Origin of the sequence: Uliginosibacterium paludis (assembly GCF_039631355.1) — a bacterium.
GTDB lineage: Bacteria > Pseudomonadota > Gammaproteobacteria > Burkholderiales > Rhodocyclaceae > Uliginosibacterium > Uliginosibacterium paludis.
Map to the genome: position 1 here is coordinate 546,852 of NZ_JBDIVF010000003.1, position 20,918 is coordinate 567,769.

The window sequence follows — 20,918 nt, forward strand, 5'->3', positions numbered from 1 at the left end:
AAGATGAGAATCAGCACATCACAGATCTACGCGGTCAACGTATCGACGATCAGTCGTCAGCAGGCAGACCAGCTGCATACCCAGCAACAGCTCTCGACCGGCAACCGGGTGGTCTCCCCGAGTGACGATCCGGTCGCCGCCGCCCGCGCGCTTGAAATCAGCCAGTCGATCAACCGGATCGGGCTGGAATCCTCCAACCAGGGCAAGGCGGGCGACAACCTGCGCAACCTCGACAGCCAGCTCGGCGCGATCGGCGACATTCTCCAGTACGTGCGCGAAAAGGCGGTTCAAGCCGGCAATGCCTCGCTTTCTGCCGAAGACAAGACCTACCTCGCGACCGATATCAAGCAGCAATTCGATGCCTTGCTGAACCTCGCCAACTCGCGCGACGAAACCGGCGAATACCTGTTCTCCGGTTACAAGGGCGACACGCAGCCTTTCACCGGAGACATCAACGATGTCAGCTACCAGGGAGACGAAGGCGTGCGCACACTGCAGGTCTCAAGCTCCCGCCTGATGCCGGTCAGCATCAGCGGCGCGGAACTCTTCATGAAGATCCCTTCCGAGAACGGCGCTTTCTCGACGCACGCTTCATCTGCGACGGCCGTCATCAGCGATGGCAGCGTGACCGGCCCGGTGAGCTATTCCGGCGGACAGTACGGCATCAAGTTCACCAGCGCGACCACTTACGGTGTATTCGATCTGGCTTCCGACCCGAACATGAGTGGCACCGCGATGGCGACCGGCACCTATACGGCGGGCCAGGCCATCGGCCTGCCCGATCCGGCGAATGCCGCGACGCGGGAGATCTCGGTGTCGATCTCCGGCACACCGGCGGTGGGCGACACCTTCAGCGCTACGCCGGGCAGCACGACGGACATGTTTAACACACTCCAGGAGTTCGTCGTCGGTCTGGAAAACGTGACCGACAGCGCCGGCTTCGGCACCCTGGTTTCCGACACCCTGAACCGGCTCGACGGTGCGCTGGAAAACGTCCTGCGCTTGCGCTCACAGACTGGCTCGCGCCTCGTCGAAGTCGATTCGCTCAAGTCGATCGGTGAAGACCTCAACATCCAGTACTCGGATCGGCTCGAACGGCTGGTGGGTGTCGACTACGTGTCAGCGATCTCCGACTTCCAGTTGCAGCAGACCTATCTGGAAGCCGCGCGGAATACCTTCGCCAAGGTCTCCGGCCTTTCCCTCTTCAACTTCATTTCCTAGGAAAAATGGCCATGCGGCGCATCGGAGGCTGTCTTCTTCTGGTGCTGGGGCTTGCTGCCTGCAGCAGCACCGGAGACATTCCACGCCAGACCTCCATCATTCCGAAGGGCAGCCTGCGGCTTTTCCCCGAATACGCGATCACCTTTGCCGATCTCGTGCAGGTCGGCCTGGTGGCCGGGGCCGTCTATCTGGTGACGGATCCGCTTTCGCCTGCCTGGCAGATCACGGAGACCCGGCTTGACGACGATCGCGTGATCTTCCAGCTCAAGAAGCAACACCTGTCGTTCGGCGGCGAGGGCGAGGCGCGGCTGATCATGACCCGGCGCGTCGACGCCCTCAGGCGAGAGCAGGGCAAGGAGGGCTACGTCATCGAGCGCTACGAGGAAGCGCTGGACAGCCGCATGCTGCTGCCATACCGCACCGCCTATGCCGAAGTCCGGCTCAGATAAGCCAGCCGGCCATCCGGCAGCAACGGGGCAGAAGCGCTGACCGGGCTTATTGGCCGTCCGTGATGTCAGGAATTGCTTGCGTAAATATACAGTACTGTATATAAATACACGCAAGGAGACCTGACCGCCATGAGCAACGAACTGACCCGCCGGCAGCACGACATTTTCAACTTCATCCGCGAGCGCATCGAGCAGCGCGGCATGCCGCCGACCCGCGCCGAAATCTCTTCGCATTTCGGCTTCGCGTCGCCCAATGCCGCGGAAAGTCATCTGCGCGCACTGGCACAAAAAGGGGTCATTCGCCTTGAGTCCGGCGCAGCCCGGGGTATCCGCCTTGTGCAGGAAGCCGCCGAGGCGATCGCCGAATCCCTCGGCTTGCCGCTGATCGGTCGCGTTGCGGCAGGCTCGCCGATCCTGGCCCAGGAACACATTCAGAAACATCTGCCGGTCGACCCCGCAATGTTTTCGCCGCGCGCCGACTACCTCCTTCAGGTGCGCGGACTCTCCATGATCAATGCCGGCATCCTGGAGGGCGACCTGCTGGCCGTGCATCGCTGCAATGACGCACGCAACGGTCAGATCGTCGTTGCCCGCGTCGACGACGAAGTCACCGTCAAGCGCCTGCAGCGCCGCAACGGAGGCATTGTCGAACTGATCGCCGAGAACCCCGATTTCGAACCCATCGTGGTCGACACCAACAGCCAGCCGCTCGCGATCGAAGGCCTGGCAGTGGGGCTGATCCGCGATGGTTTCGGCCGCCTCTGATTCCCCCGTCCTGCATCACCGAGCAACACAAGGAGCCGCATCATGAAGTCGTTCAGCAGCGCGTCCCACACCACCATCGTCCGTAGCCCCTTGCTCGCTCATGCTGCGCAAGCGCCGCGAAGCGAAGCCGCTTCGCTGGCCTCACGGCTCAACATCCGTCCGCATGCCATTCTCGACATCGTCCGCCGTCGCGGCAGGAGCTGGGGCCTGTCGGCTCAATACGAAGAGAGCCGCTTGCGCTTTACGAACCTTGCAGGCTGAGCTGCACGGGCGCCATGTCATCAGACAAAGCCCGGCAAATGCCGGGCTTTGTTTTTTCCGCTCGCCGTGCTTTCAGTCAGGACAGCCCGAATCCGATCGAGGCTTTACCCAGCAGGCATCCGGGTGAAGCAAAGGAGCGGAGCTGGTGCGCAGCCAGGCCGTTGCTTGGTCCGTCCTTCAGATGGTGAAGCCACCCACGGCAGACTTCAGCTGTGCGGAGAGTGTTCCGACCTGGCCGGCCGTGCCCACCACACGCTTCATCGTCGTATCGGACTCTTCCGCGATGCGGCTGATGTCTTCTATCTGCTGGGCAACCGAGGTACTGGCGGAGTTCTGTTCCTCAATCGAGCTGACGATCTCGCTGACCGCGCTGGACAATTCCTCGGAGCTCTTTGCGATATCCTGAATGGCGCCTTCTGCCTGGCGGGCACAGTCAAGAACCTGCTGGACCAGATCGACGCCGCCACGCATGCGCTCCACGCTCGCCCGTACGCCGTGCTGCACCACGCCGATGGTCTCGCCGATTTCCACGGTCGAGCGGGTGGTGCGTTCGGCAAGCTTGCGAACCTCGTCGGCCACCACCGCAAAGCCACGCCCCTGATCACCCGCGCGGGCGGCTTCAATCGCAGCATTGAGCGCCAGCAGATTGGTCTGGTCGGCGATTTCCTTGATGACGCCGATCACCGCGCCGATCTTCTCGGATTCTTCGCCAAGGGATTCGACCGTGCGCGACGCATTGACCACGGTGTCACTGACTACGCCCATTCCCGCAATGAGTTCAACGATCACCTCACGGCCACGTGTGGACAACTGCTCGCTGCGCGAAGACACCTCGCGCACATCGCCCGAAAAACGCGCAATGTGATTGATGCTTACGGTCATTTCCTCTGTAGCGGCGGCAATGGCCGCGATCGCGTCATTCTCGCGGGCGGTGCGATGTGCCATGTCGTCCGATTCCTCGCTCATGCTGGAAGACGAGGTCTGAAGGTGATGTGCGCCGTCGACCACCTGCCGCACGATGCCTTGCAGGTTTTCGACGAAGCGGTTGAAGAGCATTGCGACTTCGCCGATTTCATCCTCGCGTGACACATGAAGGCGCCGGGTCAGGTCCGCGCGCCCGGTGGCGATTTCGTGCAATGCATCGCGTACCCGCCGCAAGGGCCGCAATACGACGGACCGCAGCATCGTGATCAGTACCAGGATGATGACCGCATTGAGCACCACGACTTCAACCAGCGAGGTGACGATCGCGTTGGCCTGGGCTTTTTCGGCGCGGGCACGCGAAATGTAGATGTCGACCGTTCCAGCCGGCTTGCCGGAGTAAGTCAGTTCCGCACTGTATTTTTCTCCGACAGGCTTGGCGGATTCCTTCAGCGGAACGGCTTTGCCTCCGTCATTGCTGCGCGCAACGAGGATCTTGTCTCCGTTGCGCACCACAATGGCCGACACGTCGGCAGCGATCACTTCCGAGTCGAGCAGGGCACCGGCGATTTCGTAGTCCATGTTCCACAGCAGCGTGGGCAGCCCTGCCTGCATCCGCACCTGCATGGCATTGGCCAGATCTGCCAGCTGAGCGTCTCCCTGCCGGTGTTCTTCGATCACCACATAGGTACCGAAGGCGCCCAGCAATACCGTGACGATCAATGCGAAAAGCAGGATGAAACGCAACTCGATACTCTTGGTCAGCTTGCTCATGTGCCCTCCCAGGACAGGATCACGACGGTCGACGGTCAGGAGCGATCACTTGTATTTCGCCAGGATCTTCCCCATCTCGCCGGAGTCCACCAGCTTCTTGACCGCGGCCTCGAGCTTGTCGAACACCGGTTTGCTCACCGCGTTGGATACCGAGATGTACTGCCCCGTGTCGTCACCCGCGACAGGGACGACCTTGATCTGCTTGGTGACACCGTCCTGCTTGGCTTCGTAGAGACCAGACAGTTCCGAGGCATAGAAGAAGCGGCCCTTGCCGTCGATGAGCTTCTTGAGGTTGTCACTGTTGGTCTTGGCGCCGTCATCGACCTTCAGTCCGGGGACGGCCTTGGCGGTCGTCGCTTGGACATAGCCATTGTTGGCCAGCACAAGGTTGTCACCAGAGAGCTTGGCGATGTCCTCCAGACTGGAGATCTTGACGTCGTCATTGGCCCGGACGAAGACCACGTTCTTCACCGAGTAGATCATCGTGCTGACATAGCGGTACTTCTTTTCGCGCTCGGGTGTCTTCGCCATTCCCACGAAGAGATCGATGTGTTCAGGTCCACTCGCGACTTCGGCGAGCAGGCCATTCTCGATGCGCTTCATCGGCCAGAAGCTCTCTTCACCGCTGAACTTCAGATCAGGGTCGATTTTCTCGAGGGCGCGCAGCACGTCCACTGCGATGCCGCCCATCTTGCCGCCCTGGGTAACGAATTTCGGCGAGTTGTCCTGTGCCGCGGTGGTGAGCGCCATCGGTGCAGCCTGAACGGCCAAAGCACCGACACTCAGAACGACAGCGCAAAACCGGGTCGAAAAATTCATGCTTGCCTCCTTGGGTTTGGTTCTCGACGGAATCCCTTCACGCAGTGCGTCATCGGATCTGCCTTGCGGGAGATCCGTCGCCCTTGCTTGTCCACGCGGGGAAACAGACTGGCTTTACGACGAGGCCGGCAAGGTCTTGATATGCCCTGTGCAAACAAATGAAACACGCGGATTCATGGCCGGGAGGCCCCATCCCCGGGAAAGCGGGCAACAGCACGCATTCCGGCACATCGCAGCCGTCTCTTGCACACAAGGGCAGAACCGGATGGCAGGTGCCTGGCGCGGGTCGTCGAGTAGCTGCTCCGTTGCTGGCCGTCAGGACCCGCCTCTGACCAGCCCTCTGACCCTGTCGGCGTGTTTGCGGCTGCCCGCCGGCCAGACCAGCCCGGCAGGGAACGATGTCTGCGTTGCGGGTTCCTGCACCGTGCCGTGCGGGCGTTGCGGCGTTTGCCGGAAACCATGCCTGCATGTGCTTTCGGAAGCGCCGCGCTCCCAGTCCATCATCCCGCCCGGGGCGCAGGCCTCGGCACCCCGGTCATCCTTTGAACCGCAATTCGTCTGCAAGGGCAGAGGCTTCGTTCGGAGGGCGGAGGTGATCAACTGCTCGTCAGGACGCGCTGCTGCCAGAGGCGCGTTCTGTTGCAGAGATTTGTCTTGCCGGCCTGGCCTGCAGGGAGATGAGTTTGTCCGCGTGCCTCAAGCGGGCAGGAGTCCGTGTCGCTTCATCAAGGTCCGGAGTACATTCCTGGATATGCCAAGAGCATCGGCAGTGCGAACCTGATTCTCTCCGTTGAGACTGAATGCGCGCTCGATGACTGTCTGCTCGATGTAATCGAAGAGGCCGGGGGGGTCCTCGTCGATCAGACGGTCGAGCGCATCCGCGAAAGCCTCCTGAGGCGTCTGTTGCACAGCGAAGCGCTGGTTGGGCGCGCAGGTCGGCACAAAGCGAAGATCCATCGGTTCGATGAGACTGTTGCGGCACACCAGCGATGCAAACTGCATGACGTTTTCCAGCTCGCGGATATTGCCGGGCCAGCTGTAGTGGAGCAGGGCGTGCAGTGCGGCAGGGCTGACCTCTGGCGCCAGCACGCCTTGCCGCTCTGCATGGGTCCGTGCGAAGTGATGTACAAGCGGTGTGATGTCGCCGGGCCGCTCGCGCAGGGGCGGAATGTGCAGGCTCGCCACATTGATGCGATAGAACAGGTCCACGCGGAAATTGCCGACGCTGACGGCCCGGCAGAGATCGATATTGGTGGCCGTGATCAAGCGGACATCCACCGGCACCGGCGTACGCGAACCGATCCGTACGACCTCGCGCTCCTGCAGTACGCGCAGCAGCTTGACCTGCATGGCGAGCGGCAGATCACCGATCTCGTCCAGAAACAGCGTGCCGCCATGGGCCGCTTCGAACCAGCCGGCGCGCGCCCGATGGGCGCCGGTGAAGGCGCCGGCTTCATGGCCGAAGAGCTCGGCCTCGACGAGTGCCTCGGAAAACGCGCCGCAGTTGACCGCAACGAAAGGCCCGGGGCGCCCGCTCAACTCGTGAAGGTACATGGCGACGAGCTCCTTGCCCGTGCCGCTTTCGCCCTGGATCAGCACGCTGACCAGGCCGTTCGCGACCTGCTCGATCTGCCGCAACAGCGCCAGCGAGCGAGGATCCGAGAAGAGCAGGGCCTTGGCGCGGATGGACAGTATATGTCCGGCCTGTGCGGGAAAGGAAAGCAGTCGTGCGGTGGCTTCGTGGGAATTCTGTGTCGTGGTCATGGGCGCGTCATGGCTGCTCGCTCCTTGCTTGAGGAGTCCAATATATGTGTCGCTCAGCTGCTGCCGAACGATGATTTGCTTTGTTCGATATGTCGACGCGGAAAAGGTTCGGAACATGCGCTCAGACCCACTGCATGGGAAGTGCCGTACCGATCGAATCCTCGTCTGGTGTTCAGGAGTTGCTCCAGTTGCGTCTCCCACGACTGCTAGACCCCGGGCCGTCTGGCCGCTTGCATCGACGGCGGTCAACAAGGCCGCGTTCGCCGCGCCAAGCCCTGCGGGCTCCTGCGTCCACGCCGAAGCCTGAGCGAGGTCTCAATGCACCGCAGACCTTCACCTGATGGCCCGCCTATGGCGGAGCGCTCGAGGTGGTGTCGATGGCTGCCATTCAGCAGAATGTCCGGAAAGTGCCTGCACTGGATGCTGTCGCGGACAAGATCGTGGATGCGGCGCTGGGGCCGTGGAAGATGTGCCATACGCCCAGGGGCGAGGCCACGCTTCTGGCGCTGCTGCGACGATTCACGCCGGCGGGACCAAAAAAAAGCGCTTCGCAAGACCTTCGGCCTTGCCTGAGCGAATGGAGCCGAAGCCATGCCGATGCAGTCCGCTGGCGATCTGATTCCGGGAACAGGGCGCGCAAAGAGGGGGCCGGCAAAGATGTGCTTGCGATTATATGATGACTATAATATGATGAACGTCATGCAAAGCAAACCCAGCCGAAAACAGATCACACATGACCGCATCGTGGAGGTTGCCTCCCGGGCGATTCGCCGCGCGGGTACGAATGGCGTCGGGGTGGCGGATCTCATGAAGGAGGCCGGCCTCACGCACGGCGGCTTTTACGCCCACTTCGAGTCGCGCGATGCGCTCGTGGTCGAAGCGATGCAGCGTGCCTGGCAGGACAGTTCCGGCGCGCTCCGGGATGCCATGGCGCGTCAGGTTGAAAAGGGCGAAACCGCCTTCGGTGCTCTGGTGCAGGCTTACCTTCACGACAGCAACCTGGATCGCATCGACTGCGGTTGCATGGTGGCGGCATTGGCGTCCGAGATGCCCCGGCTGAATGAGTCAGGGCTCGCAGAGGCCCGTCGCCGCGTCAGCGCTCTGGTCGAGCTTGTCCGCTCTACCTTGCCGGACAAGGCGGATCCTGCCCTTGCAGAAGGGCTCGCCGCCACGCTGGTCGGTGCGCTGCAGATGGCCCGCGTATTCGGCGGAGAGCCGGGGCGTAGCCTGCTGGCGCGCACGCGTCAGCAACTCCTGTCCCGTTTCGAACCTGTTTCCCCCGACTGAGTCGGTCGGCGAATTGTGCTGACCGGCTTTTTTACCCACAAATATGATGAACATCATAAGGAATATGAGCCATGAAAATCGCTGACGCTACCGTTCTCATCACCGGCGCTAATCGGGGCATCGGGCTTGCCTTCGCGAAGGCTTTCCTCGTTCGTGGCGCGCGCAAGGTCTATGCGGGCGCGCGCAACCCCGGAAGCATCACCTTGCCGGGTGTCGAGCCGATCAAGCTTGACGTGACCTCGGCGTCGGAAGTCGAGGCCGCCGCCCGCCTGGCCGGTGACGTCAGCATCGTCGTCAACAACGCCGGTATCGCCGCCGTGGGCGGTTTCCTCGCCGAGGACGCCGAAGCCTTGCTGCGAAGCCACTTCGAAACCAATGTTTTCGGGGTGTTGCGGGTGAGCCGCGCATTTGCGCCTGCACTTGCACGCAATGGTGGCGGTGCGCTGCTCAATGTGGCGTCAATCGGCAGCTGGCTGAGTTTTCCGATGCTGGCGACCTATGCCACCTCAAAGGCCGCTGTCTGGAGTCTGAGCAATGGCTTGCGCAATGAGTTGCGGGGGCAGGGCACCCAGGTGATGAGCCTGCACATGGGCTTTGTCGACACCGACCTCACCCGGGGTCTCGACGCCCAGAAGTCCTCACCCGAGGCGATCGTCGAGTACGCGCTCGATGCGCTGGAAGCAGGCGCGGAGGAAGCTCTTGCTGATGAACTCACCCGACAGGTGCATGGCGGCCTGTCGGCCGAGTCGCCGGTCTATCTGATGCCGCGCTGAACACCCTTTGAAACCGGCTTCGTGCACGGCTGACGATCGCACAAGCGGCGGCGATCGCAGCCGTGCCTAAAGCTCGATATCGCTCCGCAAAACGGGTGTCCGCACGCCGAAGGGCATCAGGTCGACCCGCGGAGTGTGCAGCAGGAAAATCGCATGGAAACCGGACACAACTCATCGAGCTGGACTGCACAGCAGTCGGAAGCCCTGCAGCGCATGCGCGAGGGCGGCGGCGCACCCGGATTCGCCGATGCCGCACAGATCGCCGGCATGAGCGGCCGGCAGATCCTGGAAGCGATGATGCAGGGCCGACTGCCGTATCCGCCAATGAACGACGCCCTGAACATGACATTGCTGGAAGTGGGTGAGGGCCGCGCGGTGTTTCAGGGCATTGCGCTGCGCCAGCACTGCAACCCGCTCGGTACTGTGCACGGAGGCTGGTTTGCCACGCTTCTGGATTCAGCGCTTGGCTGTGCGGTACAGAGCGTTTTGCAGTCGGGTCAGTCCTGCACGACTGTCGAGCTCAGTCTCAACATCGTCAGAGCTGCAACCCCGGAAACCGGACCGCTTCGCGCGACGGCAAAGCTCATTCACGGAGGAAATCAGCTGGCAACCGCGGAGGCCCGTATCGAGGACGACAAAGGCAGGCTGTATGCCCACGCCACCACAAGCTGCTTCATCCTGAGAAAATCGGCGCCCTGAGCGTTGCCTGGCGTGAGAGACATGACTCTGCAGAAAAAACGCCGACCGGAATCAGTGGTCGGCGTTCTTCATTCCAGGCGCGACCAGGCTTCAGGGCAGACGTGCTGCCCTGGCTGCACGCCCGGTGCGCGAGGCACCGTAGCCGACGGCCAGTGCGATGAACCACAGTGGCGTGACATACAGGGCCTGACGCGTATCGTCCTGCAGCGCGAGCAGACCCAGCACGAAGGCAAAGAAGGCCAGGCAGGCCCAGCACATTCCGACACCCCCGGGCATCTTGTATTTCGATGCCGCATGCAGGGCTGGCCGATGCTTGCGGTAGGCGAGGTAGGAAAGCAGGATGATGGCCCACACGAACATGAAGCAGATCGCCGAAATGGTGGTCACCAGTGTGAAAGCCGTCATCACGTTCGGCTCGATATAGATCAGCACCACGCCGCCCAGCAGGCAGATGCACGAGAAGAGCAGGCCGCGCGCCGGCACGGCACGGCTCGAGAGACGTGCAAAGCCTTCAGGGGCGTCGCCTTCCTGCGCCAGACCGTAGAGCATGCGGCTGGTCGAGAAGATGCCGCTGTTGGCCGAGGAGGCGGCGGAAGTCATGACCACGAAGTTGATGACGCCTGCCGCAGCGGGCAGGCCTGCCAGCAGGAACAGCTCCACGAAGGGACTCTTGTCGGCATGAACGCTATTCCAGGGCGTCACGCACATGATGGTGATCAGCGCCAGCACGTAGAACATGATGATGCGGATCGGAATCGAGTTGATCGCCTTGGGCAGTGTCTTTTCCGGATCCTTGGTCTCGGCCGCCGCAGCGCCGACGAGCTCGATGCCGACGAAGGCGAATACCGCTATCTGGAACCCGGCGAAGAAGCCCATGATGCCCTTGGGGAACATGCCGCCATCCGCCCACAGATGGCTCAGCGCCGCCCTGGTGCCGGAAGGCGAGGTATAGCCTGTGCCTACCATGTAGATGCCGACCAGGATCAGGCACACGATGGCCACGATCTTGACCATGGCGAACCAGAACTCCATTTCGCCGAACAGCTTCACGGTGGCGAGGTTCAGGCTCAGCAGCAAGGCCACGCACATCAGCGCCGGCATCCATTGCGGCAGCTCGGGAAACCAGAATTGCGCATAGCCGGCGATGGCGACGACGTCTGCAATGCCGGTCACGACCCAGCAGAACCAGTAAGTCCAGCCGGTGAAGAATCCAGCCCACGGGCCTAGCAGATCGGTTGCGAAGTCACTGAAGGATTTGTACTGCAGGTTGGATAGCAGCAACTCGCCCATCGCGCGCATCACGAAGAACAGCATGAAGCCGATGATCATGTAGACGAAAATGATGGACGGGCCGGCCAGGCTGATGGTCTTGCCCGAACCCATGAACAGCCCGGTGCCGATGGCACCGCCAATGGCGATGAGCTGGATGTGGCGGTTGCTCAGACTGCGTTTGAGGTGCTCTTCACCGGTGTCTTGATGCATGTAGTTGTCTCATGTATTGGCACGGAAAGCCGCGCAAGGGGTGAATGTTCGCGCCCTCGATGGAAAACGGGGCGGGGTTTGGTCAAATCCTGACGCTTTGGCTGCAGGTCTCGCAAGGTCGGCCGAGAATAGCTCACCCAGCGATCGTGCTGAAGCCTTGCCGGTTTGCACGACGATGCGATGTCTGGCAGTCAGTTGAATGCGTGCGCGCGCCACCGGGTGCCTCGTCGTGGATGATAGTGTAACTGACGATAATTTTGGGTTTTGTCGCGTTTTCGCAGGAGTTCAGCGAAGATCAATGACATAGGGCGTTCGTCCTGAGTGACGAACCAACCAGCACGCCCCCGAGAACGCCCGAAAGGCGTTCGAAGGGGCTTTTTTGTGCGTTTTTGACCCTCTGGCAGGGCGTTTTATGACGCCTGAAAAGTGACGATTTGCAGCCCCCGAAAACGGGGGCTGAAAAGGGGGTGTAGTTCCACCCGTGGGAAAAAAGGTAGGTGTTACAGGCACCTACCTTGCCAAAACCCTGCCCCGGCTGGGAGGGTGAAAAGTGGCCGGTTTTCGTGGGGGTTTGAGAGGGTTTCGGAGGGGGGAGGGATTGAGCGTCCGGGCGCCTCGCGCTGGGGGCGCTTCGGACTGAGAAGGCAGGGTTGCCGCTGAACGCGGCAATCCGGTACGCGCTTCGCGCTGCGGACTCAAATCGCCCTGCTGGGCGTGGGCGACAGCTCGCCCGTCTGCTGGCAGCAGAAAGCGCTACTTCCAGCCCTGCCGCCTACCAAACTCCAGCCAAAGCTCACGAGCTTCATCCTGCGGCGTCTCCGAGTCCGACATGTAGCGAGCAATTCTGATGTTGGAAAGGCTCACGAAGCGCGCTTTCCGCTCCTCAGATCGATCCAGCGTGGCTGGGAGGTACCGAGACAGCCTTCGACCCTCAGAAAACGAACCACGGGCCTTTTGAGGCGGCGCGTCAAACAAATCGTCAGTCGTAAAATCCTTGGGGTCAATCACGAAACATCCTTTCGCAATACTCGGAGGGGGCCCCCCAAAGGGTCCCCCCCTCCGATATTGCTCAGATTTTTATTTGCCGTTACGTAACGAAAATTCAATTAAAGTCATTCAAGCAGCGCCGCCTGCCATCGGAACCTGAAGCTGATCTTATCAGGCAACCAAGGAAGCCCTGGCATGATCGCCTTGAATCGATTATGACTGCTGAATCAAACCGGAATGAACATCCCAAAGAGCACGTTGAAAATCCTTTGTAAGCCCCTCGAGGACGAAAGCAAACTCTTCGGCAGTAGGTGCATTCGGCTGCGAATAGTCGGTAAAAGTCATGATCTTCTGAAACAACTCAATCCGTGAAAACTCGGCGGAAAGTTGATCAAAAGCCCCGGTAAGCGAAGAAGTAGAATTAGAAGACATCAATAATCCCTTTTTAGAAAAAGATAATTAGCCACCGCTAAATCGATCCAGATCTTTACGAGTAAATCCCGCTGACTCCAAAAAACTAAGATGTCGATACCAAGTGGAAATGGGGGCCAATTTTTTAGCCTCTAAGAAACCGAGCGCCCTGATGCGAAGAAGAGTGTCAAAAACAGAAAGTGCAGAACCAGGGGAAATGCCAGGGACAGCACGTATAGCATCGAGGTCTTTTTGCATAGCTCTCATCCATGAGAAAAGTCTAACACATGAGAATGAAGTCTAACAGATGAGAATCTTCAATCCAGGGCAAAGACGTTGAGATCGGCACAAAGAACCAGGGGAAAGGTGTTGGCGTGACGCAAGCGCCTTGCTCATACTTCGCCGGCTTTTGCGTTACGCCAACTGACGATAATTTTGGGTTTTGTCGCGTTTTCGCAGGAGTTCAGCGAAGATCAATGACATAGGGCGTTCGTCCTGAGTGACGAACCAACCAGCACGCCCCCGAGAACGCCCGAAAGGCGTTCGAAGGGGCTTTTTTGTGCGTTTTTGACCCTCTGGCAGGGCGTTTTATGACGCCTGAAAAGTGACGATTTGCAGCCCCCGAAAACGGGGGCTGAAAAGGGGGTGTAGTTCCACCCGTGGGAAAAAAGGTAGGTGTTACAGGCACCTACCTTGCCAAAACCCTGCCCCGGCTGGGAGGGTGAAAAGTGGCCGGTTTTCGTGGGGGTTTGAGAGGGTTTCGGAGGGGGGAGGGATTGAGCGTCCGGGCGCCTCGCGCTGGGGGCGCTTCGGACTGAGAAGGCAGGGTTGCCGCTGAACGCGGCAATCCGGTACGCGCTTCGCGCTGCGGACTCAAATCGCCCTGCTGGGCGTGGGCGACAGCTCGCCCGTCTGCTGGCAGCAGAAAGCGCTACTTCCAGCCCTGCCGCCTACCAAACTCCAGCCAAAGCTCACGAGCTTCATCCTGCGGCGTCTCCGAGTCCGACATGTAGCGAGCAATTCTGATGTTGGAAAGGCTCACGAAGCGCGCTTTCCGCTCCTCAGATCGATCCAGCGTGGCTGGGAGGTACCGAGACAGCCTTCGACCCTCAGAAAACGAACCACGGGCCTTTTGAGGCGGCGCGTCAAACAAATCGTCAGTCGTAAAATCCTTGGGGTCAATCACGAAACATCCTTTCGCAATACTCGGAGGGGGCCCCCCAAAGGGTCCCCCCCTCCGATATTGCTCAGATTTTTATTTGCCGTTACGTAACGAAAATTCAATTAAAGTCATTCAAGCAGCGCCGCCTGCCATCGGAACCTGAAGCTGATCTTATCAGGCAACCAAGGAAGCCCTGGCATGATCGCCTTGAATCGATTATGACTGCTGAATCAAACCGGAATGAACATCCCAAAGAGCACGTTGAAAATCCTTTGTAAGCCCCTCGAGGACGAAAGCAAACTCTTCGGCAGTAGGTGCATTCGGCTGCGAATAGTCGGTAAAAGTCATGATCTTCTGAAACAACTCAATCCGTGAAAACTCGGCGGAAAGTTGATCAAAAGCCCCGGTAAGCGAAGAAGTAGAATTAGAAGACATCAATAATCCCTTTTTAGAAAAAGATAATTAGCCACCGCTAAATCGATCCAGATCTTTACGAGTAAATCCCGCTGACTCCAAAAAACTAAGATGTCGATACCAAGTGGAAATGGGGGCCAATTTTTTAGCCTCTAAGAAACCGAGCGCCCTGATGCGAAGAAGAGTGTCAAAAACAGAAAGTGCAGAACCAGGGGAAATGCCAGGGACAGCACGTATAGCATCGAGGTCTTTTTGCATAGCTCTCATCCATGAGAAAAGTCTAACACATGAGAATGAAGTCTAACAGATGAGAATCTTCAATCCAGGGCAAAGACGTTGAGATCGGCACAAAGAACCAGGGGAAAGGTGTTGGCGTGACGCAAGCGCCTTGCTCATACTTCGCCGGCTTTTGCGTTACGCCAACTGACGATAATTTTTATTATGTCAAGTTTCGAGGAAGGTCAAAAGACTGCTGCGCCAGATGCTGGGCAAGGCGCAAAAGGCGCTCGTCCCTCTTCGGATTTGCAAGGTGTAAGCAGTACAGCCGGAGCGCCTCAGAATCAACAACGCCTGCATTGAGCAGGCGTTTTTTTTCGCGTGCCGCCACCCGATACCATCGCCGGCGACTCTTCGGAAACCGGGCTGCCCTGATCCGCCGAGATACGACTCCGTGCATGTGAGCCAGGAAAAAATGAGGATCGGCCGCAGCACTTTCGCGAAAGCTCAGCTCACCAGAGCCGAGACGTCCAGCCGCCTCCGAATCGTCTCCGACCGGACGCTGCTTGCTGCGCCAGCCGTTCCGGACTCGGTCAGGGTTGTTCCGAGTTTCTTCAGCACGTTGTGTGGTCCCGGGAATCTGACACGCGGCAGGCTCGTTGCGCAGCGAGCCAGCCTCTGGCCTTGGGGTTCGCGAATGGACGTGGCGCAGAGCTTGGAATGAAATTCCAGTATCATGGATTCATGGATCTTGATGCGCTTCTTGCCCGGCGCGTGCGCGACCTGCGTCGCGCCCGCAGCCTGACCCTGGATCAGCTGGCCGAACTCAGCGGTGTGAGCCGCTCGATGATTTCGCTGATTGAGCGCCAGGAAACCAGCCCGACGGCAGCGGTACTCAACAAGCTCGCCGCGGCTTTCGGCATTTCGATGGCGGCACTTTTCACGACCGAGTCTTCCGGCCCGGAGCCGGAGCCTGTTGCCCGTCGCGAGGCGCAGCCCGTCTGGACCGATCCGGCTTCCGGCTACACACGCCGGCATTTATCACCGGCCAGAGCCGCTTCTCCCTTCGAACTGGTGGAGGTGGTTTTCCCGGCGGGCGCCTCGGTCCTGTTCGACACCCCGGTGCGCCCTGCCGGTCTTCATCAGCAGCTCTGGATGCTGGAGGGCGAGATGGCGATCACGCATGAGGCGAAGACCTGGCGCCTCGCGCCAGGCGATTGCCTTGCCATGGAGTTGGGCGCACAGATCCGGTTTCACAATCCTTCAATGCAGCCCGCGCGCTACCTGCTGGCGCTTGCTGGCCACACACGGCAGAAAACACCATGAGCACGCATTCCCTCGTGACCTGCAGCCATGCCAGGCATGCCCCGGCCATTCTGGACATTTTCAACGAAGCCATCCTGAATTCGACCGCGCTCTACGATTACCAGCAGCGCTCGCCGGCCAGCATGGATGCCTGGTTCGAAACCAAGGCAAGAGGCAATTTTCCGGTCATCGGCATCGAGGATGAAGCCGGCAAGCTGGTGGCATTCGGCAGCTTCGGAACCTTCAGGGCCTGGCCGGCCTACAAGTATTCGGTAGAGCATTCTGTCTATGTGCATCGTGATCATCGCGGCCAGGGGCTGGGGCTGCGGATCATGCAGGGCCTGATCGAGGCAGCGCGGCAGCGCGAAGTGCATGCGATGATTGGCGGCATCGACGCCAGCAATGCAGGAAGCATTGCCCTGCATGAACGCCTGGGGTTCTCGCATGTTGGCACTTTGCCGCAGGTCGGTTTCAAGTTCGGCCGCTGGCTCGATCTCGCCTTCTACCAGCTGCTGCTGGAGACACCTGCCCATCCCGTCGACGGTTGAAAGCATTCATACGTCATGTATCTGCCCCGCGCATTCCGTGAAGACCGGCTCGAAATCCTGCACGAACTGGTGCGGAGCCATCCGCTTGGCCTCCTGATCAGTAGTGGTCCGCAAGGGCTGCAGGCCTCCCCTCTTCCCTTCCTGCTCTATCCGGACGAAGGCGAATACGGGGTACAGCCGGGATGAAGCAAAAATTAGGACATTGGCTACGTAATCGTTTGTTTTGCTGAAAGTTTTTTCGTAACCGTCACCTTTCGGGCATCTGCGCAAGTTATCCTTACCCCTCCTTCAGGGCCAGAGGGACACTGCATGGTATCGATAGAACGGACAGCCTATCCTCGCTTCAGCAAGCCTCCGGCAGGCAAAGAGCTGCAGCGCAACTTCACGCCAACTGAAGAAGAGCGAGCGTGGGCCGAACGCACGGCGCGCACGCCAATTCAGCGACTTGGCCTCTTGGTGCTGCTGAAAACCTTTCAGTACCTGCACTACTTCCCCTCTCTGGAAGATGTCCCGCTCGAAGTCATCAATCACGTGCGCGAATCATTGGGTTACGCAAAGCGGATCGTTATTGACTATTCAACAGAGCGCACCCTGTACCGGCACATGGCGGCTGTTCGGAGCTATCTGCGCGTCAAGGCTTTCTATGGCACTGACGCCAGCGAAATTGCGGACAAGCTGGCGCACGAATCGGCAGAGCTGCTAGACCAGCGCATCGACATCATCAATGCACTCGTCGATGAGCTGGTACATCGGCAGATGGAACTACCCGCTTTTTCTGCACTGGACACCCTGGCTGAGCGCGCACACGCGGAGGTGCAGGAACGGATATTCAACACGGTGCTGAGCAGGATTCCTCCAAAGACTCTGGAAGGATTCAAAGCGCTGCTTTTCACCGACAAACTGGAACATCGCCAGAGCGAGTACAACACGCTCAAGAAATCGGCGAAGCGCCCTACCCGCAAGCACCTTGAAATGTTGGTCGAGCATCTGGAATGGCTCGAATCAGTTTCTGGCGTCGACTCGCTTTTCGACGGGGTTGTGGATACGAAAATTCGCCATTTTGCGGCGCAAGCCATGGCCTATGATGTGTCCGAGCTGCGCGAATGCACTGAGGCCAAACGCTACACCCTCATGGTCGCGTTGATTCAGCGCATGCAGGTTCGGGCTCGCGATCAACTGGCGGAAATGTTCCTTCGCCGAGTCGCTACGATTCACAAACGGGCCAAGGAAGAACTTGAACAGATCCAGTTCAGCCAGCGCAACCAGATCGAAAAACTGATTGGAACGCTCGATGGCGTTCTCTCAATTCTCGCCATTGAGCCAGACAACGCAGTAGCCGGAGGCCAGATCCGTAACTACTTGGCACCGGCTGGCGGGATTGAGAAGGTGCGCGAGACCTGCGCGCAAGTACAGGCCACCAGCGGAAACAACTACCTGCCGCTGGTGTGGAAACACTTCAAGAGTCACCGCTCCATCCTGTTCAGGCTCGTTCATCTGCTCGACATTCGTCCGACGTCCCAGGATCACTCACTGATTGATGCCTTGGACTTGATAAAGACCTATCAGGACAAACATCGCATCGAATGGATTGAGGATGGCATCGACCTGTCCTTTGTTTCGGATCGGTGGCGCAAGCTCTTGCGTGAAGGCAACGAAGAAGGTTTCGGACTGGGCGTAAGCCGTCGCAGCCTTGAGATTTGTGTTTTTTCCTACTTGGCCGAAGAACTGCGCTCTGGCGATCTGAGTGTTGCCGGCTCCGAGGAATTTGCCGATTACCGCGACCAATTGCTGTCGTGGGATGAGTGTCAGAAGATATTGCCCGCCTACTGCGACAAGATTGGGCTTCCGCAGAATGCGGCCAATTTTGCGAGCAGCTTGCGTGATTGGTTGAGCGAGACAGCCCAGCATCTTGATGACAAATTCCCCGAGTGCCGTGGCGATGTAGCACTCAATGGTGATGGCGAGCCCGTCTTGCGCAAACCGGTTGCACGTGAAATTCCGGCATCGGTCGTATCGCTGCAAAATGCTTTAACGCAACATATGCCGTCACGGCACATTCTGGATGTGCTGGCCAACATTGAGCACTGGATGGGCTTCACGCGCCACTTTGGGCCGCTGTCGGGCAATATGGCCAAGCTCAATCAGCCGGCAGAACGCTATCTGCTGACCATTTTTGCAATGGGCTGCAATCTTGGGCCAACGCAAGCCGCCCGCCATCTTGGCAATAGCGGCGTGACGCCGCACATGCTCTCGTTTGTGAATCGGCGCCATCTCTCGCTGGAAAGCCTGGAGGCGGCACAGCGCGAGCTGAATGAGGTGTATCTGCGGCTTGACCTCCCCAAGGCGTGGGGCGATGGAAAGACCGTCGCGGCAGATGGCACGCAATACGATTTCTACGACGAAAACCTGCTGGCGGGCTATCACTTTCGCTATCGGAAAATGGGCGCCGTGGCTTACCGACATGTGGCCAATAACTACATCGCGGTGTTCCGCCACTTCATTCCACCAGGTGTGTGGGAAGCCATTTATGTGATCGAAGGCTTGCTCAAGGCGGGCCTGTCGGTCGAAGCAGATACTGTGCATGCCGATACGCAGGGCCAGTCTGCAACGGTTTTTGCTTTCACGCATCTGCTTGGCATCAAGCTGATGCCGCGCATCCGTAACTGGAAAAATCTCACCCTCTACAAGCCTGACAAGGCAGTGAAGTACCAGCACATCAATCGGCTGTTCGGTGACAGCGCAGATTGGGGCTTGATCGAGCGTCATTGGCAAGATTTGATGCAGGTGGCGCTGTCCATCTACACGGGCAAGATTTCATCGGCGACGCTGCTTCGCAAGCTGGGCTCCTACAGTCGCAAAAACCGTCTTTACTTTGCCGCCCAGGAACTCGGCAATGTCATCCGCACCGGCTTCTTGCTCGAATGGATTGGCAGTCGAGAGCTACGCCAGGAAATTACGTCTAATACCAACAAAATCGAGTCCTACAATGGATTCGCAAAGTGGCTCTCATTCGGAGGCGATGTAATCGCCGTCAATGAGCCAGATGAGCAGCAGAAGCGCCTGCGTTACAACGATCTGGTGGCGTCTGCCCTGATTCTGCAGAACACGGTCGACATGATGCGCACGCTCGGTGGCCTGCAAAAAGAGGGCTGGAAAATCACCGAAGAGGACGTGAGTTTTCTGAGTCCCTATCAGGTTGCTCACGTGAAACGTTTTGGTGAATACAGCCTGAAACTCAAACGCAAACCAGAACCGTGGATTGAGGATGCTACGTTCCAGCAGGCTGCCGCGTCGGTGCAAGAAATGAGACGACCAACACGGAAGGCATGAGCATGAAGATCCCCGCTCCTGACTTTGCTATCACGCCTTATGGTGATGTCGATGCCGCAGCGCTCACGCGTCTGCGGCAGGATTTCGATACGGCGCTGTTGTTGGAGCTCGTAGAACGCTTGACGCCTGTTGCACAACGCTTCAAGGCGCTTGGCGGTCTTAGAGATGACATGCTCCGCTTGCATCGCATGGCTCACACCGTGCTCAATGGCGCCAATTTGAGCGAGCCGGCCTCTGAAGATTTGTGGGAAGTCGCTGCGGAACTCATTGATGAGCTGCGGCAAACGGCCGAGACCTGTCTGGAGATCGCTTCAGCGCTGCAGCCCTTGGCAGATCTGCAGCCGAATCAGGAGTGAGCTTGCCCTGACAAAGCCTGCTCGATACGCTGCTGTCCAAAGGAGTCTGCCGTGTCGATGTAGCGCATGGCTGACTTCATATCCCTCCAGCCAACATACTCCATCAGGCTTCTCACATCCCAGCCGTTGTCATTGGCCCAAGTTGCGAAGCCTCGGCGTAAGGAATGGCTGCTGAAATCTCCTGAGGACAACAATCCGGCCTGCTCCAGGATGCTGCGTAGCAGCGGCGTAATACTGTTGGCGTGCAGGCCTTGGGCACTGATGTGGCCCCAGCGATTCACCCCACGAAAAACTGGTCCATCCTCAATCTCGGCCAAGTCTGTCCATGCAGTGTAGGCCGTGACAGGACACAGACGGGACAAGGCCGGGACTTTGAAGTGCTGCCCGGCCAACTGACGATCAGCCTTTGTGCGTGGCAAGAAACAGGTCATGCCTTGCCCAGGAACGAGTTCGACGTTTTGTGCTTCCAGACTGATCAGTTCATCGCTGCGGAACCCCCGCCAGAAACCCAGCAGCAGCAAAGCCTTGTTTCGCGTGAAACGTAGTCGTTCCGCTGGATCGCACGTAAGCATGGCCGTGTCCAGCCAGGCTACGGTGTGGGTCAATTGGTCAATCTGCAGCGGCACGGCCTGCTGTGGCTTTGCAGGATGCAGTGCCGAAATCCCCTTCAAGGTCTTGCGTACCAACGGAGTCTTGGTCGGATCAGCGAATCCCTGATCCTGATGCCAGTGTGACAAGGCCGCCAGACGGTGGCGTAACGTGGCAATGGACAGCTGTTCGGCATGCTGGGCCAAATAGCGGGCAATACCATCGGCGCTCGCGGGTAGAAACCCGCCCCATTCAACCTCGAAATGACGCAAGGCTGATGCATAACTGCGACGCGTATTGGCACGCGTTGCTGCCAGCACATAGACGTCGACATCGTTCATGGGGCTCTCGTAATAAAGACATGCTTAGCGTAACTTTGGCATGAA

General features: G+C 59.1%; 19 protein-coding genes. 12 read left to right on the forward strand and 7 right to left on the reverse strand.

Going from position 1 to position 20,918, the window contains the following annotated elements; genetic code table 11:
• The first annotated feature begins 3 nt into the window (after positions 1-3).
• The 4 genes from flgL to ABDB87_RS11295 all read left to right on the forward strand — a co-directional run bounded on the left by flgL (position 4) and on the right by ABDB87_RS11295 (position 2,696).
• Positions 4-1,221: a flagellar hook-associated protein FlgL gene (gene flgL, locus ABDB87_RS11280; protein ID WP_345926999.1), complete on the forward strand. Its 1,218-nt coding sequence runs from the start codon at positions 4-6 to the stop codon at positions 1,219-1,221.
• Between the two features lie 11 nt (positions 1,222-1,232).
• Entirely contained in the window at positions 1,233-1,670 is a 438-nt protein-coding gene (locus ABDB87_RS11285; protein ID WP_345927002.1) for a hypothetical protein, read from the forward strand.
• A 129-nt stretch (positions 1,671-1,799) separates the two neighbouring features.
• Positions 1,800-2,435 carry a transcriptional repressor LexA gene (gene lexA / locus ABDB87_RS11290; protein ID WP_385917774.1) on the forward strand — a complete coding sequence of 212 codons (636 nt, stop codon included), beginning with the start codon at positions 1,800-1,802 and terminating at the stop codon, positions 2,433-2,435.
• A gap of 42 nt (positions 2,436-2,477) precedes the next feature.
• Positions 2,478-2,696, forward strand: a complete 219-nt coding sequence (locus tag ABDB87_RS11295; RefSeq protein ID WP_345927003.1) for a hypothetical protein — start codon at positions 2,478-2,480, stop codon at positions 2,694-2,696.
• 177 nt (positions 2,697-2,873) lie between these two features.
• Here ABDB87_RS11295 and ABDB87_RS11300 read toward each other — a convergent pair whose 3' ends face one another.
• The 3 genes from ABDB87_RS11300 to ABDB87_RS11310 form a co-directional block, all read right to left on the reverse strand.
• Positions 2,874-4,391 carry a methyl-accepting chemotaxis protein gene (locus ABDB87_RS11300; RefSeq protein ID WP_345927006.1) on the reverse strand — a complete coding sequence of 506 codons (1,518 nt, stop codon included), beginning with the start codon at positions 4,389-4,391 and terminating at the stop codon, positions 2,874-2,876.
• Positions 4,392-4,436: 45 nt separating this feature from the next.
• Positions 4,437-5,210 (reverse strand): substrate-binding periplasmic protein, encoded by a 774-nt coding sequence (locus ABDB87_RS11305; protein WP_345927008.1) that lies wholly within the window; start codon positions 5,208-5,210, stop codon positions 4,437-4,439.
• Positions 5,211-5,906: 696 nt separating this feature from the next.
• Entirely contained in the window at positions 5,907-6,974 is a 1,068-nt protein-coding gene (locus ABDB87_RS11310; RefSeq protein ID WP_345927010.1) for a sigma-54 interaction domain-containing protein, read from the reverse strand.
• A 591-nt stretch (positions 6,975-7,565) separates the two neighbouring features.
• Here ABDB87_RS11310 and ABDB87_RS11315 point away from each other — a divergent pair.
• The 3 genes from ABDB87_RS11315 to ABDB87_RS11325 all read left to right on the forward strand — a co-directional run bounded on the left by ABDB87_RS11315 (position 7,566) and on the right by ABDB87_RS11325 (position 9,733).
• On the forward strand, positions 7,566-8,261 hold the full coding sequence (locus tag ABDB87_RS11315) for a TetR/AcrR family transcriptional regulator (protein WP_345927011.1): 696 nt from the start codon (positions 7,566-7,568) through the stop codon (positions 8,259-8,261).
• Positions 8,262-8,332: 71 nt separating this feature from the next.
• On the forward strand, positions 8,333-9,034 hold the full coding sequence (locus tag ABDB87_RS11320) for an SDR family oxidoreductase (protein ID WP_345927014.1): 702 nt from the start codon (positions 8,333-8,335) through the stop codon (positions 9,032-9,034).
• Positions 9,035-9,247: 213 nt separating this feature from the next.
• Positions 9,248-9,733, forward strand: a complete 486-nt coding sequence (locus ABDB87_RS11325) for a PaaI family thioesterase (protein ID WP_345927016.1) — start codon at positions 9,248-9,250, stop codon at positions 9,731-9,733.
• Positions 9,734-9,823: 90 nt separating this feature from the next.
• Here the strand turns inward: ABDB87_RS11325 and cycA are convergent, their stop codons facing one another.
• From cycA to ABDB87_RS11340, 3 genes are all read right to left on the reverse strand, one after another.
• Positions 9,824-11,215 carry a D-serine/D-alanine/glycine transporter gene (gene cycA / locus ABDB87_RS11330; RefSeq protein WP_345927018.1) on the reverse strand — a complete coding sequence of 464 codons (1,392 nt, stop codon included), beginning with the start codon at positions 11,213-11,215 and terminating at the stop codon, positions 9,824-9,826.
• A 1,200-nt stretch (positions 11,216-12,415) separates the two neighbouring features.
• Positions 12,416-12,634: a hypothetical protein gene (locus tag ABDB87_RS11335; protein ID WP_345927020.1), complete on the reverse strand. Its 219-nt coding sequence runs from the start codon at positions 12,632-12,634 to the stop codon at positions 12,416-12,418.
• 1,357 nt (positions 12,635-13,991) lie between these two features.
• Positions 13,992-14,210, reverse strand: a complete 219-nt coding sequence (locus tag ABDB87_RS11340) for a hypothetical protein (RefSeq protein WP_345927020.1) — start codon at positions 14,208-14,210, stop codon at positions 13,992-13,994.
• Positions 14,211-15,125: 915 nt separating this feature from the next.
• Here ABDB87_RS11340 and ABDB87_RS11345 point away from each other — a divergent pair.
• The 5 genes from ABDB87_RS11345 to tnpC all read left to right on the forward strand — a co-directional run bounded on the left by ABDB87_RS11345 (position 15,126) and on the right by tnpC (position 19,944).
• On the forward strand, positions 15,126-15,731 hold the full coding sequence (locus ABDB87_RS11345; RefSeq protein ID WP_345927022.1) for a helix-turn-helix domain-containing protein: 606 nt from the start codon (positions 15,126-15,128) through the stop codon (positions 15,729-15,731).
• Positions 15,728-16,258 (forward strand): GNAT family N-acetyltransferase, encoded by a 531-nt coding sequence (locus ABDB87_RS11350; RefSeq protein ID WP_345927024.1) that lies wholly within the window; start codon positions 15,728-15,730, stop codon positions 16,256-16,258. Before ABDB87_RS11345 ends, ABDB87_RS11350 begins: the two co-directional genes overlap by 4 nt.
• 15 nt (positions 16,259-16,273) lie before the next feature.
• Entirely contained in the window at positions 16,274-16,444 is a 171-nt protein-coding gene (locus ABDB87_RS11355; RefSeq protein ID WP_345927026.1) for an FMN-binding negative transcriptional regulator, read from the forward strand.
• Positions 16,445-16,567: 123 nt separating this feature from the next.
• Entirely contained in the window at positions 16,568-19,588 is a 3,021-nt protein-coding gene (locus ABDB87_RS11360) for a Tn3 family transposase (protein WP_345927028.1), read from the forward strand.
• Positions 19,585-19,944 (forward strand): Tn3 family transposase post-transcriptional regulator TnpC, encoded by a 360-nt coding sequence (gene tnpC, locus ABDB87_RS11365; RefSeq protein WP_345927030.1) that lies wholly within the window; start codon positions 19,585-19,587, stop codon positions 19,942-19,944. The genes ABDB87_RS11360 and tnpC overlap by 4 nt, the downstream gene beginning before the upstream one ends.
• Here tnpC and ABDB87_RS11370 read toward each other — a convergent pair.
• Positions 19,935-20,873, reverse strand: a complete 939-nt coding sequence (locus tag ABDB87_RS11370; RefSeq protein ID WP_345927032.1) for a site-specific integrase — start codon at positions 20,871-20,873, stop codon at positions 19,935-19,937. The genes tnpC and ABDB87_RS11370 overlap by 10 nt on opposite strands.
• Between the last annotated feature and the right edge of the window lie 45 nt (positions 20,874-20,918).